Annotated in this window: 22 protein-coding genes and 1 pseudogene; 8 read left to right on the top strand and 15 right to left on the bottom strand. The window is 33.3% G+C overall.

Translation table 11 applies throughout. From position 1 onward, the window contains the following. Positions 1-197: pseudogene (locus B9T30_RS14215) on the top strand (HINT domain-containing protein); the annotation flags it as partial. 145 nt (positions 198-342) lie between these two features. On the opposite strand, the gene B9T30_RS14210 reads toward B9T30_RS14215, so the two are convergent. The 3 genes from B9T30_RS14210 to B9T30_RS14200 all read right to left on the bottom strand — a co-directional run bounded on the left by B9T30_RS14210 (position 343) and on the right by B9T30_RS14200 (position 1,607). Continuing rightward, entirely contained in the window at positions 343-609 is a 267-nt protein-coding gene (locus B9T30_RS14210) for a type II toxin-antitoxin system HicB family antitoxin (RefSeq protein WP_086185580.1), read from the bottom strand. Then, positions 587-856: a type II toxin-antitoxin system HicA family toxin gene (locus B9T30_RS14205; protein ID WP_086185579.1), complete on the bottom strand. Its 270-nt coding sequence runs from the start codon at positions 854-856 to the stop codon at positions 587-589. Before B9T30_RS14205 ends, B9T30_RS14210 begins: the two co-directional genes overlap by 23 nt. Before the next feature lie 190 nt (positions 857-1,046). Then, positions 1,047-1,607, bottom strand: a complete 561-nt coding sequence (locus B9T30_RS14200; protein ID WP_086185578.1) for a hypothetical protein — start codon at positions 1,605-1,607, stop codon at positions 1,047-1,049. A 273-nt stretch (positions 1,608-1,880) separates the two neighbouring features. Between B9T30_RS14200 and B9T30_RS14195 the strand changes: the two genes are divergently transcribed. The 3 genes from B9T30_RS14195 (at position 1,881) to B9T30_RS14185 (ending at position 3,071) form a co-directional block, all read left to right on the top strand. Continuing rightward, positions 1,881-2,177 carry a type II toxin-antitoxin system RelE/ParE family toxin gene (locus tag B9T30_RS14195; protein WP_086185577.1) on the top strand — a complete coding sequence of 99 codons (297 nt, stop codon included), beginning with the start codon at positions 1,881-1,883 and terminating at the stop codon, positions 2,175-2,177. Between the two features lie 2 nt (positions 2,178-2,179). Then, entirely contained in the window at positions 2,180-2,470 is a 291-nt protein-coding gene (locus B9T30_RS14190; protein ID WP_005093398.1) for an addiction module antidote protein, read from the top strand. Positions 2,471-2,603: 133 nt separating this feature from the next. Continuing rightward, complete coding sequence (locus B9T30_RS14185) at positions 2,604-3,071, top strand: Imm30 family immunity protein (RefSeq protein ID WP_086185576.1); 468 nt, start codon at positions 2,604-2,606, stop codon at positions 3,069-3,071. A gap of 467 nt (positions 3,072-3,538) precedes the next feature. On the opposite strand, the gene nadS is transcribed toward B9T30_RS14185, so the two are convergent. The 5 genes from nadS to B9T30_RS14160 all read right to left on the bottom strand — a co-directional run bounded on the left by nadS (position 3,539) and on the right by B9T30_RS14160 (position 5,882). Next, positions 3,539-3,811, bottom strand: a complete 273-nt coding sequence (nadS, locus tag B9T30_RS14180; protein WP_086185575.1) for a NadS family protein — start codon at positions 3,809-3,811, stop codon at positions 3,539-3,541. Beyond that, positions 3,804-4,124, bottom strand: coding sequence for a type II toxin-antitoxin system RelE/ParE family toxin (locus tag B9T30_RS14175; RefSeq protein ID WP_068912162.1), 321 nt, complete (start codon positions 4,122-4,124; stop codon positions 3,804-3,806). The genes nadS and B9T30_RS14175 overlap by 8 nt, the downstream gene beginning before the upstream one ends. A gap of 217 nt (positions 4,125-4,341) precedes the next feature. Next, on the bottom strand, positions 4,342-5,103 hold the full coding sequence (locus B9T30_RS14170) for a Hint domain-containing protein (RefSeq protein ID WP_086185574.1): 762 nt from the start codon (positions 5,101-5,103) through the stop codon (positions 4,342-4,344). Between the two features lie 193 nt (positions 5,104-5,296). Further along, positions 5,297-5,608 carry a BrnA antitoxin family protein gene (locus tag B9T30_RS14165; RefSeq protein ID WP_086185573.1) on the bottom strand — a complete coding sequence of 104 codons (312 nt, stop codon included), beginning with the start codon at positions 5,606-5,608 and terminating at the stop codon, positions 5,297-5,299. Beyond that, a complete protein-coding gene (locus tag B9T30_RS14160) occupies positions 5,595-5,882 on the bottom strand; it encodes a BrnT family toxin (protein WP_086185572.1) in 288 nt (95 codons plus the stop codon). Before B9T30_RS14160 ends, B9T30_RS14165 begins: the two co-directional genes overlap by 14 nt. A gap of 291 nt (positions 5,883-6,173) precedes the next feature. Here B9T30_RS14160 and B9T30_RS14155 point away from each other — a divergent pair, with 291 nt between their 5' ends. Together B9T30_RS14155 and B9T30_RS16540 are read left to right on the top strand one after the other, a co-directional pair. Further along, entirely contained in the window at positions 6,174-7,283 is a 1,110-nt protein-coding gene (locus tag B9T30_RS14155) for a DUF3800 domain-containing protein (protein ID WP_086185571.1), read from the top strand. Positions 7,284-7,346: 63 nt separating this feature from the next. Then, positions 7,347-7,574, top strand: coding sequence for a hypothetical protein (locus B9T30_RS16540; RefSeq protein ID WP_086185570.1), 228 nt, complete (start codon positions 7,347-7,349; stop codon positions 7,572-7,574). A 159-nt stretch (positions 7,575-7,733) separates the two neighbouring features. On the opposite strand, the gene B9T30_RS14145 is transcribed toward B9T30_RS16540, so the two are convergent. From B9T30_RS14145 to B9T30_RS14130, 4 genes are all read right to left on the bottom strand, one after another. Further along, positions 7,734-8,069, bottom strand: coding sequence for a type II toxin-antitoxin system HicB family antitoxin (locus B9T30_RS14145; protein ID WP_086185569.1), 336 nt, complete (start codon positions 8,067-8,069; stop codon positions 7,734-7,736). Continuing rightward, a complete protein-coding gene (locus B9T30_RS14140; RefSeq protein WP_086185558.1) occupies positions 8,066-8,314 on the bottom strand; it encodes a type II toxin-antitoxin system HicA family toxin in 249 nt (82 codons plus the stop codon). The genes B9T30_RS14145 and B9T30_RS14140 overlap by 4 nt, the downstream gene beginning before the upstream one ends. 107 nt (positions 8,315-8,421) lie before the next feature. Then, on the bottom strand, positions 8,422-8,847 hold the full coding sequence (locus B9T30_RS14135; protein WP_086185568.1) for a hypothetical protein: 426 nt from the start codon (positions 8,845-8,847) through the stop codon (positions 8,422-8,424). A 145-nt stretch (positions 8,848-8,992) separates the two neighbouring features. Continuing rightward, entirely contained in the window at positions 8,993-9,712 is a 720-nt protein-coding gene (locus B9T30_RS14130; RefSeq protein WP_086185567.1) for a hypothetical protein, read from the bottom strand. 177 nt (positions 9,713-9,889) lie between these two features. Between B9T30_RS14130 and B9T30_RS14125 the strand changes: the two genes are divergently transcribed. After that, a complete protein-coding gene (locus B9T30_RS14125; RefSeq protein WP_086185566.1) occupies positions 9,890-10,162 on the top strand; it encodes a hypothetical protein in 273 nt (90 codons plus the stop codon). Positions 10,163-10,657: 495 nt separating this feature from the next. Here the strand turns inward: B9T30_RS14125 and B9T30_RS14120 are convergent, their stop codons facing one another. Together B9T30_RS14120 and B9T30_RS14115 are read right to left on the bottom strand one after the other, a co-directional pair. Continuing rightward, positions 10,658-10,930: a type II toxin-antitoxin system RelE/ParE family toxin gene (locus B9T30_RS14120; protein ID WP_086185565.1), complete on the bottom strand. Its 273-nt coding sequence runs from the start codon at positions 10,928-10,930 to the stop codon at positions 10,658-10,660. Continuing rightward, the gene (locus tag B9T30_RS14115) at positions 10,927-11,214 is read right to left on the bottom strand and encodes a CopG family ribbon-helix-helix protein (protein ID WP_086185564.1); all 288 of its coding nucleotides are present in this window, start codon (positions 11,212-11,214) and stop codon (positions 10,927-10,929) included. Before B9T30_RS14115 ends, B9T30_RS14120 begins: the two co-directional genes overlap by 4 nt. Before the next feature lie 111 nt (positions 11,215-11,325). On the opposite strand from B9T30_RS14115, the gene B9T30_RS14110 reads away from it, so the two are divergent. After that, the gene (locus tag B9T30_RS14110; RefSeq protein ID WP_086185563.1) at positions 11,326-11,844 is read left to right on the top strand and encodes a hypothetical protein; all 519 of its coding nucleotides are present in this window, start codon (positions 11,326-11,328) and stop codon (positions 11,842-11,844) included. Here B9T30_RS14110 and B9T30_RS16535 read toward each other — a convergent pair. After that, complete coding sequence (locus B9T30_RS16535; protein ID WP_171264174.1) at positions 11,830-12,006, bottom strand: hypothetical protein; 177 nt, start codon at positions 12,004-12,006, stop codon at positions 11,830-11,832. The two genes, B9T30_RS14110 and B9T30_RS16535, sit on opposite strands and share 15 nt — an antisense overlap. Positions 12,007-12,905: the final 899 nt, after the last annotated feature.

The raw sequence follows: 12,905 nt of genomic DNA, 5'->3' as shown, positions 1-12,905 counted from the left end.
CTGACTTTAAATATCATGATGATTACCCTCTGTTGGATATATCAAATGGTAACCCATATATGGACAATGCTTATATGGGAGGAAAAAAATTTTCTGCTCCAGTTTACAATTTAGAAGTAGAACATTTTCATACCTATTTTGTGGTTAAGGATGGTATTTGGGTTCATGACTATTCACTATGCCTAAGTGAATTATAAATAGTAAAAATGAATCAATTTAACATAATGGTGCTTATACGAAATTTTAAAAAAATATATTAAAAACAGCAACTTAAGACTAAATTTTTAATTTCGTATAAGGTGTATTATGTTAATTTTAGGAAATATAAAGAATGAATATGGATTACAATTTATGCAAAGGTACATCAATTAAAGCCCATACACAGTCTTTATATTCATTTAAAGCCATTAAATCCTGAATATGGGGTGTATCAAAAAATACAGATTCACCATCTTCTAATAAAATTTCAATATGAGTTGTCGCTGCTTCAACTGCATTGACAATAGCTTCCTCAAGGGAATTCCCCATTGAATTACATCCAGGTAATGATGGAAATAAAACAGAATAAGGAAGACCATCTGAAAAATTAATAGCTATCGGCAATAGCATTCATTACTCCTGATGCTTTGTAAGACATAATTTTTTTCAGTTTTTTAGGAAAAAAATCACTTTCTGAGAGTTGAGCCATTTTCATAATATTATGCAAGGTTGCTAGCTTTAAGTCTTCTGTTCCATGGTATGGAACAGTCACTAAGCCTGATATTATCTCATGTTTAAAATGGTAATGGCTACCAACAATTCTTCGGAGGTACCATCCTTTATCTTGTAAGACTTTCATAACTTTATAAGGTTTCATACTTCCTCCTTAGAGATGCCATTAAAAATGGACATCTCTACCAAATAACCACATAGCTAGAATTGTTGAAAACATAAATATGCTCCTAACGATTTTTAATCTCATCTACAATAATTTTTGCTACTTCTGTCACAACAACAACAAGTACAGTTTTCAATAAAGTTTCCATAAATCACCTCTATAATAAAAATTAGAATTGCTCAGTACTTACATACCAAATATATTTAATATTTATAGTGAATCTATAATTCCCCCAATAGGGAACAGCAGACACTGATGGATTCCAATCCACTACCTTTGGAATCACCAAATCATCTTCAGAAATGTTTAATACATATTCTGCTGGAAATGGATTCACTAAATGACTTGGTTGAATTGTTACCATATTTCCATTAATGCTTGTAATGTAAGCACATATCCACTCCCGGTATGTAGAGTCCTTATCAAGAGTACTCACTACATATACCCTAGTCTTTGAACTAAAGTTTTTGAGATCCTCTTCCGCAAAGGTTTTTTCCTTTTTCTCCAAAAAGTATCTTCTTGTTTGCCAATTGAAAGAAGCATTCATATATGCATTGACACTTTCTTCAAGTATCTGTGAACGCGACATATTTAATACTTCACCAAACTTTTCGATTCTTAATAACGTATCAATCCTTAGATTACCTTTGAACTGCTTCTGTTCTGACTTGTTTTCATGTATGTCGACAGGTTCAAGATTAATCGGGGTGTTACCACTTATGGTACTCATAATAAACTCCTTGGTACCAAGATTGGTACCAATTAAATTTAGTATAAAAATCCCCCTCTGTCAACGATTCTTTTTTAGATTTTTAATTACCCTATAGAGACCTTGAGGAAATGAAAATATTTGAGGTTAATAATTTAAATACTTAGAAAAATTCTGCATTTAACATAATGGGCGTTATGCGAAATTTACAAATTTTGTAGGTGAATCTAAAGGGGAAATACTTGCTTTATGTATTCGATCGAATACAATTAAGTAAGAATAGAAGGAAGCCTCATGATTGAAATTAAACGTCTACCTGAATTTGATGAATGGTTAGATGGCATTAAAGACAATATGACCCGTATTCGCTTGAACCGTAGATTAGATAAGGTTCAGCGTGGAAATTGGGGAGACATTAAACCTCTCCAAGAAGGTGTCTGGGAAATGAGAGAGTTCTTCGGTTCAGGTTGGAGAATGTACTATATCCAACATGGTGATGTTGTGATTGTGATGCTAGGTGGTGGTGATAAATCTACACAGCAAGATGATATCAAGCGAGCAGTCAAATTATCTAAAACATTGGAGGATTAAAAATGGTTAAAGTCGCTGATTTACCAAGTTTTGATATGGCTGAATCACTCAAAACTGAAGAAGATATTGTGATGTATCTCAATATGGTTCTTGAAGAAAATGATCCTGCTGAGTTAGCTCATGCACTTGGTGTAATTGCCAAAGCAAGAGGAATGACTCAAATTGCTAAAGAGGCCGGTATTGGACGTGAAGCTCTTTATAAAGCACTTCGTCATGACTCTGCACCTCGTTTTGATACGATCAATCGTGTAGTGAACGCTTTAGGTTTAAAACTTACAGTGCAACATGCTTAAAATTTAAAAAAAATTAATGAAAAAGGGAGCTTACAGCTCCCTTTTCTGATTTCGTATAAGGTGTATTATGTTAATTTTAGGAAATTTAATTAATAATTTTCTCTAAAAAAACAAAATTTAGGAGTTTATAATTATGGTAGCTCATGAACTTGAACAAGTAATCAATAGCTTATCCAAAGAAATTCAAATTAATCATTTTAATAATGTCGAAAAAATTGATGCAAAACTTGCTGAAATTATGGCTTTTAATGATTGTTCAGTTATTAGCCCACTTGTGCGATTAATCGAAGATAATGCTCAATATGATGAAGCTGTATTTTCAATTATTCATAGCATAGAATCATTTAAAAATGATGTATATATAATTGAAATTATTAATGAATTTCCATATATGGTAAAGAAAGCACCTAACTGGGCTACTATTTTGCTTATAAGAATACTAAATAGTAAGACTGCAAGAGAATGCATGATTGATAAAGTTTCTTTAACTACTCCAGCAATAAAAAACTCAATTTTATTTCTTTTACAGCGTATCAATGCGGAAAAACCTAATTTTTTTGAAAAAACAGCTTCTTTAATGAAAGTAATAAATCCCACTTAACATAATGGCGCTTATACGAAACGCAAAATAAATAGTGTTATATTTCAAAAAGTTATGCTATAAAAAATTGGGACGCAAACCCTCAAAAGCTGATTTGGAAACAAATCGGCTTTTTTTTAATCACAAATGATATATTTCGCCAATAAAAACGATCACTTATTAATCAAATTAAAACTTTTCTCAATGTTAGCAGCCTTCTCATGGCATAAATTATCCCCAATTTCTGCGGATAAAAAGTGCATGGTTTTTAGCCAGCTTTGTATGCATTTGCTCACAACAATTCCCGCCCTTTGCAGCTATACGACTTCGCTGAAATTTCCTATCATGGGGACATAGAGAGCAGGATGCTCCAACAATAACAATAATACGCAGTACAAGGATCGTCAGATACGACAGGAGTCATATCTAAGCACCCAATACGTAAAAAAGCCCAACAGGATGTTGGGCTTTTTTATTGTCTGTACTTTTTAGATCAGGCTTGGATGTGCATCTAGAATGCGAATTAAAGTTGCTGCTGGACCAGTGGGGTAACGTCGCCCTTGTTCCCAGTTTTGTAGCGTTCTCGCACTGATATGCAAACGCGCTGCAAATTCCATTTGGCTTAAGCCTGTTTTTTCACGCACTTCTTTAATATCAGGTAATTCAAGCTCGGTAACTCGGCTTGCTTGGATCTCTTTGCGCTTAATCGCGCCTGCTTCTTTAATCGAAGAAACCAGATCATCAAATAAATTGTTATCCATGAAGTTGCTCCTTCACGAGTTGACGAAGAATGGCTGTTTCCTTATCTGTCAGGGTATCTTTTACGGATTTTGGATAAGCCAATAAGAAAAAGATTTGGTGATCTTCATTAACCCAGTAATAGATCACACGGATACCGCCACTTTTACCTTTGTTACCTTGAGCACAACGTACTTTACGTATCCCACCACCATTTTTTACCACATCACCTTTATCAGGCTGTACCAAAAGATCTTGCTGTAACTGACGATATTCTTCATCAGACACAAGCTCTTTAATTTGTTTGGTAAAAATACTGGTTTCAATGAATAACATGAATTAAATACGTCAATGGCGTATAAGGATTTTAGCAGTTCTGGAACTAAAAAACGAGAGCTTTAGGCTCTCGTTTCGCATAATCCGTATTATGTTAATTTTAGAAATATTAATTAATTAACCTATGCCCAAGTTAAAGCTAGCTTTGTTCCTAAGATATTTTCTAACTCTTGCATTATTTTAAGATAAGGTGAATTTCCACGAACTAGCCCTTTTTTTATTTATCAAAGCAATTATCATTGTGTACCCATATAGCATGTTCACCAATAAAGTAGGTATGATTGTCTTCTATCTCTAAATTATATACAGGCACTTTTAATTTTTGAAGATTGAGACGATTAGAGTAAATGTAATCAATAATTTCTTCATGAATATCTGGATTAAATTTTACAATTTGTGTGTCTAAGATGTGATATTCATTTGAAGATACATATTTATTATAGTTAATAAAATAATATTTATCTTTAGAAAATAGAATTTCTATATCAAGCTCTCGTTCATTACCTAAGTTTATAGAAAAACAACCACCTATTAATAAATCATTATCTAAATCTGCCTGATATACAGCATCAATAGCTAAAACTCTAAGATTATCTTCATTATCAATATTTGATAAGAGTGTGCCAACTTCAATCTTGGAAGTAGGTATCCAATCTTTTAATGACTCATCCCAAATTGGGTGATTTGGTGTCATAAACTCTATATAAATAGGTGCAAATATATCATCATATTCACTGTCACGCTGACAACTTAACCGTATTAATTCATCTTCTCCCGAGCAAAAAGCTCTCAGCACTCTCTTATATTCAGTTGAAGCATCTATTCCATCCCACTCAGCACGAGATAAAACCATATCGCCAACTTTAACGTCCTGAATAGGCACTAATCCTTTATCTGTATGTACTAGTGTCCCAGCTGGAAAACATTGAACATGTTTGTTCTTAATATCGAATGCCTCATCAATAAGTTTGTGATTCATCTTTTCACCACTATATCCTTATTTTGCTAATTCACTTTCTTTAGATAATCCCATTAGGAACTATAATCGTAGCATTTATACAAGCTCAGATTACGATTTATACCACTTCAATACACTTACTAATCTATTTTTTATTTAACATAAAATCTCTTATACGAAGTCAAAAATGGGAGCCTATCGCTCCCATTCTTTATTAATGATTTTTTAAATCTTTTAACATTGCTTCACGCAAAATTTTATTCATTCGTGTCTGATAACCTTTTCCTTGTTCTTTTAACCATGCGAGTACATCAGCATCAAGGCGAACAGACGTTTGTTGCTTCACTGGACGATAAAATTGCCCATGACGAACAGCATTGCTCCAGTCTGTAATTTCAGGAATATCAGATAAGTCTAGTTGATCATCTGGTACAGTTCCCTTAGCAAGCAAGCGTTTAATTTCAGCATCTTGCTTATCACTGAAATTTTCATTCAGTTCTTTGCGTGTGTATCTAACCATGCTCATATTGATTGCGCTCCGCTTTGGTTACTTCCCTTGCACTAATGATTCGTATGATTTCACAGTCATCTTCATCAAAGATGGTATGAGCAACTAATAACATCAGTACACCTTTGACCATACCAATGGTTTGCCAACGTTCCTCACCATTAGTATGTCTATCTTGGATGGAGATCCTTAAAGGATCATCAAAAATGAGGCTTGCCATTTCAAAAGATACATCGTGTTTTTTCTGATTCTTTTGGTTCTTTGCCTCATCCCATTCGAAATACAGTTCCATAAAAAACATTCAAATTTGTATATACAATAATGTATCACATATTTGTATCACTCAAGTTAAAAAGCGTAAATAGTGGTCAATTTTATTGGCGGAATATATCAGAATTGGTTTAAAAAAAGCCGACTTGTTTCCAAGTCGGCTTTTTAGGTTTTGCGCCCAATTTTTTATAGCATAAATTCTTGAAATTTAATACTATTTTTTTTTGCGTTTCGTATAAGCTCTATTATGTTAAATGGAATGCTATAGCTTTAAGTGTATATTGCATTTTCTAATTTTTAGGGGACGATTTTGATGAAATTTGAATTCTATATTGATGAGTCTGGTAATACAGGGGATATCTTTTGTAATGATTTTTATGCAAAGTTATCAAATCAGCCACATTATGTTTCTGTAGCTATAGGCATAGATTCAGAAAGAAAAGAGAAACTAGAAGCAAGCCTTAAAGAACTTTTTTCAAAGTATACTAAGACTGGGAAAGAAATAAAATGTAGGGATTTTTATAAAAAAAGACCTGCTTTAATTAAAGAAAGTATTGATTTTATTGTAAAAAACAATCTCCCATTTTTTATAGATACAGTAGATAAAAAGTATTGTATTAATACAACTATGTGTAATCATTATTTATTTAACCCTTGTTCTCTTAAAGAGTTCGATAAGGAACAACATCAAAAGGTTGCAGATCTTTTAACCAAATATATGGATGAAAATTATTACCAAAATTTTAATAATTTTTTGTTAGAACCAAATGACTCTAATCTAATAGAGCTATTCCAACTCTTTAAAGATGCAATGAATAGAAATATTAAGGGGTTATTAAATAAGAATTATTTAACAAAACAATTAGAAAAAAATAAAAATTTGTATTTATCTTTAAAAGATAAATACAGTGAAAAATCTTTAGGTTGGTTTACTCCTATTCCTGACTACACAAAGAATGGTAATAAAATTATTCTTTTACCTAATTTATCAACATTAGCTCACCTAGTAGCAAGAGTGAATTATTTTTATGATCTGAAAAATGTTCAATTCATTCATGACACACAAAATGATTTTGATGATATATATTCTCAATTAATAACATCTTTATCTGATAAAAATAAATTTGATGTGATGGAAACACCTTATGCTAACTTTTACACAGATACAATTTCTGATGTAAGCTATTGTAATTCAAAGGATTCTGTTTTCATTCAGCTAGCGGATATACTTTCTGGCTTCATCTCTAGATATTATAAAAGCTTGTTTTCAAACCCTAAGGAGATAGAAAAAATTTATGATGATATTTTTTGCCAAATATGGTCGAAAAGTTTAGATAGAACTGGTTTTGGTATTCATATGACAATAGGAATATCTTCAAGAAAATTAATTGAAAATAGATTTAACACTTGTAAAAATAAATAGTTACTTTAATATTCTACATGTCCAGTTAGGATTGCTATCTAACCAACGCAACTGGATTTAAAAATGAAATTAGATAGCAATAGTCTGGGTGTTGCGTACCTAACTCATCATGAGACCCGCAGCAGTTTTTTAGAGGAAGTGATTATGTCACAACTGAAGAAAACAAACTCAGCGGGTTTAGTTCTTGGGTTTCCAGCGGTATTTAATATACTTGTCGGTTATTTTGATCCAAGTTTAGCGTACTTGTTGACTTTGATCTTTATCGTTAGCTTGTGTGTTGTTCAAAACTAAGCTGACGGCCACTCAAAAGGTGGCTCTTTTTATTCTTAATGATTAAGTTTCCCTAAAATTAACATAATACACCTTATACGAAATCGAAAAAGGGAGCTTTAAGCTCCCTTTTTTACTAATTTTTTTCAATTTTTAGGTGTCAATCTAGGCTTCAATAAATTAAGCACCTAAACGCATTAATTTTTCTTGAATCGCATCGCTTACAAAAGCATTAAGAGAATTATCACTTGATGCTAAAACAGCTTTACGGTGTAACTCAGGACTAATACGGACATTAAATGTGCCTTTGAATGGCTGATCGGGTTTTTTACCTAATTCAGCACAAGACTCTAAATATCCATCGACAGATTCCTGAAAAGCTTGTTCAAGAGCTTTTAATGTTTCTGCTTCATAGATGATGAGATCACGGATAAATGCAAGCTTTCCAAATAACTCACCTGTTTCAAGATCAGGTTCAATTGTACCTAGATAGCCTTTGTATTTTAAATAGCTCATAAAAATCCCTCCTGCTTGAGTGCCTGTTTTACAGCTTTTAAAGCCCCACCTTTGATTTCATTTTCAGGGTGTGGCCTGTGCAGTAAAATCATGTGTTCAGTTTTCATATTAAAAAAACGGACACGAGAGCCTGCCATTTCAAATTTTTCATAGCCGAGCTGATTCAATAAAACGACTAAATCTTTATACGGAAATGTATTTTTTGAATTTCCAAATTTTTCCAGTAACTTTTCCGTTTTACCCATACTTTAGCCCTACTGCTGTTGCAACTAAGTATAGTTGCTTTTAAATAAGGATTGCAACTATATTTAGTTGCAATTTCGTATAACGACCATTATGTTAAATAGATATATTAATGGGGGCTAAATTTATAGCCAAAATGATTGAGACATATCTTAATTCTGTTAAGTGAATAGTCCATACATCCTTTATGAGTACACTTATTTTTTGAAAATCCTTTATGAGCTAAAACAACTAAGAATTGCTTAATGCTGTTTATTTTATTCTGGCTTAATACTTGGTTGATATCAGAAATTTTAATTCCAAAAATAGGGTATGTTGGTGTGTCTGGATAACATTCAAAATACCATGGTTGCTGACACTCAGCACAAACATAATAAAAATTACCATAATCAAATTCTGGTTGTGCTTCCTTACATGGAGTATCTTCAATTATGTATTGAGGAAACTTATCTTTCATATCGTAGTTATGGCTGAAAATATCTGAAAAGCTAGTAGGACATACAAAAAAATCACCTACAGATTGGCATTCACACATAGTTTTAGTTCTTTAAAGTTTCTCTAAAATTAACATAATACACCTTATACGAAATTAAAAATTTAGTCTTAAGTTGCTATTTTTAATATATTTTTTTAAAATTTCGTATAAGCACCATTATGTTAAATTGATTCATTTTTACTATTTATAATTCACTTAGGCATAGTGAATAGTCATGAACCCAAATACCATCCTTAACCACAAAATAGGTATGAAAATGTTCTACTTCTAAATTGTAAACTGGAGCAGAAAAATTTTTTCCTCCCATATAAGCATTGTCCATATATGGGTTACCATTTGATATATCCAACAGAGGGTAATCATCATGATATTTAAAGTCAGAATAGTTAGCTCCTAGATCACTTATATTAATAGTTTCTAGTACACTTTCATTTAGCTTAAGAATACTCTGTCCTATTTCATATCCTGCATTAAAATCACTATCACATTTACCAAATAACCTACCATCAAGCATTTGATGTTCAAAGACTTCTGTGGGACCTATAACATATGCTAGATCATCACGTTTAATAAATGAAAGCTTATCACCATCTAATAGCTCAATTGCAGGTATCCACTCATTCTTATCTTCAAGCCAAACTGGGTGATGATCTGTCATATATGTAATGTTAATTAAATCAGGATTCGATTCCCTTATATATGGTATTTGAACAAGGGTATCACTACCTGAACAAAATGCTCTAGCAACTCGCTTATATTCTATTGGTGCATCTTTCCCACCCCATTCAGGACGAGATAAAATTATATTCCCTACTTTAATGTCCTGAATTGGAACTAAGCCTTTATTCGTATGCACTAAAGTCCCCGCTGGAAAACCTGCACTTATCTTATGATGTAAGATCATTAATTTCTCTTTTAACACTTTATATTTTTTAATTTAATAATTAGTTAGTTCATCTAAAATTAACATAATACACCTTATACCAAGTCAAAAAATGAGAGCTAAACTCCCATTTTTAAGTAATTTTTTTGATAATCTATCAATGAAAAAAGTGGATATTCCATCTGGGGAATTAACGGTATGAATTTATTAAAAGTTCTATCAAATATAGAAGAGTATTCTGATGAAGAAACGATTTATGCGGTAAAACCTTGGACTGTGACTTCAGATGCTATCGTTATGGTTGAACCAAATGATGGTGCACTCGAATTTACAGTGGATAGGCGAGTATATAGCTACTTTTTAGAGACCTTTTTAATTAAAGAGTTTTTAAGTGATTTATCTGAAAAGAATGGATTGCCTCTGGAAGGGAGAACTCTTCGTATTATTCAGTATGCTTCGAATGATGCTTAATTGTTTAAAAATGCGTTAATACACCTGAATAGCCACCTATTTTGTAAACACTTGATAGTTTTTCTTGGACTGCCACCATTCTAAAATTAACATAATACACCTTATGCGAAATGCAGCTGTTATCCTAAATAGCTACCTTATGAAAACTGAAATTTTGGCTTTTAGGTAGCTATCATGTGTGTTGAGACTGTAAAAGGTAGGTATTGTGTGTGTCGAAGGGTAAAAATCAACGTTTAAGGTAGCTATCGTGTGTGTCCAAACCAACATATTTATTTAATATCAATAACTTAATATTTTTAAGTTTTTTTATACCATTTTTTGGACAATAAACTCTAAGAAACCACTAAATATAAAAACATGTTTATATCAACAACTTAAAATAAATAAAATTTATTCAAATCTGAATTTTTACATCAAAATAGACACTTTCTCGGCACACACAATACCTACCTAAAATCTAGAAAATCGAGTTTAACAAAGAGTCTTACATCTCTATCAATGACTCCATTGCTGCGATGTATGCAGGATTCTTAAAACACGAACGGTATTTGCTACGTCATACACCACCACATAATGTGGATGAACAACTAACTCTCTCGTTCCTTTAACCAGACCAGAACGCCCCATCAGGCTGCTGTGAGAAAGCAAATCTATCTTTTCTTGAATCAAATCATGTAATTCAATTGCAGCAACTAAATTACGCTCGGCAATATAATCAACAATTCGTTCTAGATCCTCTAATGCCGTCGGTGTCCAACACACATTCATGATTGAGCTGCCAATTTAGCGAGCAGGCTTGCACGTTTTGCTTCAAAACGAGATTTGACTTCCTCTTGCGGAACCAATTGCCCTGCATTGGCTTCATCTAGACCAATTTCAACTTGCTTCTGGAACCACGCATCATAGGATGCCGCTTCTTGCTGTTGCTTCACAAAATCGCGCATGAAATCACGCAGTAATTGCGCTCCACTACGGTCTATATCTTTCGCAAAACTCGAAAACTCTTGCTTTAGCGATTCCTCTACTCGGAATGTGAACGTCGCTTCTGTCATGGCTTTGACTCCAATGTGTTACATTTAAATACTAATATAACACAAAGCAAACATCAGCCACAAAAACAGGCTTTAGAATCAGCCTACCTCTAGCGAAAAGTTCGATCACGCATGATTAAAATTAAAGATATGGACTCATTTAAACTGTCCTATATATACTTCTTTCCAGTGGTCTTTTTCCCATTTTTGAATATTTACCAATATAGAAATAATGCAGACATTAAAACTTGGTTATTCAGCAATTTGCTCATCAGCATTACGGTTGTTCTCGTCCCACTTTTCCTTGCTTTAAACATGCTCATCACCAAGTTTTTATACCAAGATCAGGATAAAAAATCGGAATATAATTCCATGGGCCTTGGATTGTTATGCCTGATCTTTCTCATGGGGAGCAACTTGTACCAATTTCAGAAATTCTCTCCCGGAACAGACCTCACAATTGACTATTACCGCATGGCTTTGATGGCAAGTTTTCTAATAGCATGCTTTATCTCAAGCCTCTGGTTTACTTTAAAATATAAAAAATATTCCAAAAAATATGCGTTGGATTTCAACCCAAGAACACAAAGATTTATGCTGAGTGCATTTCCACCCTTGTTGATTGCCATAACTGTCTTATTTTCTGTCTAAAGGATTAACTTTGTTGATTTTTTGACGCATAGAATCAACTTGAGAACATGAAATAGCTTCATCTAACAGGCTTCTTATTATTTTCGAGGCTTGTTTGGCATCTGCCCTCAAATCTTCAATTTCTTGGTGTGTCAGATAATAATCATCAGGATGTTTAGGCATTTTTGATCTCAGGTCAGGCTCAATGAAATTTAATTATAGTGCTTATTTTTCACCCAAAAACACAATGAAGTGGGTCAGTAATAAAAGAGACACCATGATTTACAAAAATAAATTAACTATTTTTTTCTACTTTTGAACTTTTTTATCGCGAAAATGGGCTTTCAGTAAATAAGAGTTCCTTGATTGGAGGCGCGAAACCCTTTAATCTCAACCTTGCCAAATATGGTTTTGCTAACAGGATGTGAATAGTGTCCCTAATGCAAAATCTAAAATTCTTGTCGTGAGTTTTATGTGTAAGCGTCAGCCAACGTTTACTAAAACTCGCAAAGCTGCGTGCGTGAGAAATCTAGCTGGCGCGGCTATGAATGGCACTGGGCAGTGAAATTCTGTCCTTTGACCAGTTCTGATAGTACTTCTATGAAATGAGGTGCTAGACAATAGTTGGGCGACATAGAAACGGGAATCTAGGTGACTAGATCAAACCCTGTCTCATGGAGAGTGTGAGTAACTACAAGGATTGATAGTTGCGTTAACCACACCTATTTCATGCTTCAATTTTTACGAAGGGCATGATGTATGGCGCACAGGTGGGCTGCTGAGAGTATCGCGAGGTACTAGGGAGTATGAGGAGAAATCTGGATTACTCTGGTACTCATTGATTGACTTAAATTACTTGTCGGATGACATTTTAATTTGGTTAATGAGATCGCTGGATAGCTCAAGCCTGTAACGGTGACACGTAAAACGTTATGTCACTCAGAAATTAAGACTGCATTGATTAAGTTCATTGCGGTCTTTTTTATTTCTGAGGGGTTCAAACATAGCGAAGATGTTGCTTTGCGTAGATCAAGTGCTTTACCCACAATGAAGTCGAATAACGGTGAATAATATGGGTTTTT

This window comes from Acinetobacter sp. ANC 4973 (genome assembly GCF_002135275.1).
In the GTDB taxonomy this organism is placed as follows: Bacteria; Pseudomonadota; Gammaproteobacteria; order Pseudomonadales; family Moraxellaceae; genus Acinetobacter; species Acinetobacter kyonggiensis.
This window is presented reverse-complemented; position numbering and strand designations above follow the sequence as displayed.

What these genes read in the sequence shown, in the direction of transcription:
- B9T30_RS14210 (WP_086185580.1), bottom strand. Translation starts at nt 609, where the DNA reads ATGCTATTGCCGATAGCTATTAATTTTTCAGATGGTCTTCCTTATTCT.
- B9T30_RS14205 (WP_086185579.1), bottom strand. Translation starts at nt 856, where the DNA reads ATGAAACCTTATAAAGTTATGAAAGTCTTACAAGATAAAGGATGGTAC.
- B9T30_RS14200 (WP_086185578.1), bottom strand. Translation starts at nt 1,607, where the DNA reads ATGAGTACCATAAGTGGTAACACCCCGATTAATCTTGAACCTGTCGAC.
- B9T30_RS14195 (WP_086185577.1), top strand. Translation starts at nt 1,881, where the DNA reads ATGATTGAAATTAAACGTCTACCTGAATTTGATGAATGGTTAGATGGC.
- B9T30_RS14190 (WP_005093398.1), top strand. Translation starts at nt 2,180, where the DNA reads ATGGTTAAAGTCGCTGATTTACCAAGTTTTGATATGGCTGAATCACTC.
- B9T30_RS14185 (WP_086185576.1), top strand. Translation starts at nt 2,604, where the DNA reads ATGGTAGCTCATGAACTTGAACAAGTAATCAATAGCTTATCCAAAGAA.
- nadS (WP_086185575.1), bottom strand. Translation starts at nt 3,811, where the DNA reads ATGGATAACAATTTATTTGATGATCTGGTTTCTTCGATTAAAGAAGCA.
- B9T30_RS14175 (WP_068912162.1), bottom strand. Translation starts at nt 4,124, where the DNA reads ATGTTATTCATTGAAACCAGTATTTTTACCAAACAAATTAAAGAGCTT.
- B9T30_RS14170 (WP_086185574.1), bottom strand. Translation starts at nt 5,103, where the DNA reads ATGAATCACAAACTTATTGATGAGGCATTCGATATTAAGAACAAACAT.
- B9T30_RS14165 (WP_086185573.1), bottom strand. Translation starts at nt 5,608, where the DNA reads ATGAGCATGGTTAGATACACACGCAAAGAACTGAATGAAAATTTCAGT.
- B9T30_RS14160 (WP_086185572.1), bottom strand. Translation starts at nt 5,882, where the DNA reads ATGGAACTGTATTTCGAATGGGATGAGGCAAAGAACCAAAAGAATCAG.
- B9T30_RS14155 (WP_086185571.1), top strand. Translation starts at nt 6,174, where the DNA reads ATGAAATTTGAATTCTATATTGATGAGTCTGGTAATACAGGGGATATC.
- B9T30_RS16540 (WP_086185570.1), top strand. Translation starts at nt 7,347, where the DNA reads ATGAAATTAGATAGCAATAGTCTGGGTGTTGCGTACCTAACTCATCAT.
- B9T30_RS14145 (WP_086185569.1), bottom strand. Translation starts at nt 8,069, where the DNA reads ATGAGCTATTTAAAATACAAAGGCTATCTAGGTACAATTGAACCTGAT.
- B9T30_RS14140 (WP_086185558.1), bottom strand. Translation starts at nt 8,314, where the DNA reads ATGGGTAAAACGGAAAAGTTACTGGAAAAATTTGGAAATTCAAAAAAT.
- B9T30_RS14135 (WP_086185568.1), bottom strand. Translation starts at nt 8,847, where the DNA reads ATGTGTGAATGCCAATCTGTAGGTGATTTTTTTGTATGTCCTACTAGC.
- B9T30_RS14130 (WP_086185567.1), bottom strand. Translation starts at nt 9,712, where the DNA reads ATGATCTTACATCATAAGATAAGTGCAGGTTTTCCAGCGGGGACTTTA.
- B9T30_RS14125 (WP_086185566.1), top strand. Translation starts at nt 9,890, where the DNA reads ATGAATTTATTAAAAGTTCTATCAAATATAGAAGAGTATTCTGATGAA.
- B9T30_RS14120 (WP_086185565.1), bottom strand. Translation starts at nt 10,930, where the DNA reads ATGAATGTGTGTTGGACACCGACGGCATTAGAGGATCTAGAACGAATT.
- B9T30_RS14115 (WP_086185564.1), bottom strand. Translation starts at nt 11,214, where the DNA reads ATGACAGAAGCGACGTTCACATTCCGAGTAGAGGAATCGCTAAAGCAA.
- B9T30_RS14110 (WP_086185563.1), top strand. Translation starts at nt 11,326, where the DNA reads ATGATTAAAATTAAAGATATGGACTCATTTAAACTGTCCTATATATAC.
- B9T30_RS16535 (WP_171264174.1), bottom strand. Translation starts at nt 12,006, where the DNA reads ATGCCTAAACATCCTGATGATTATTATCTGACACACCAAGAAATTGAA.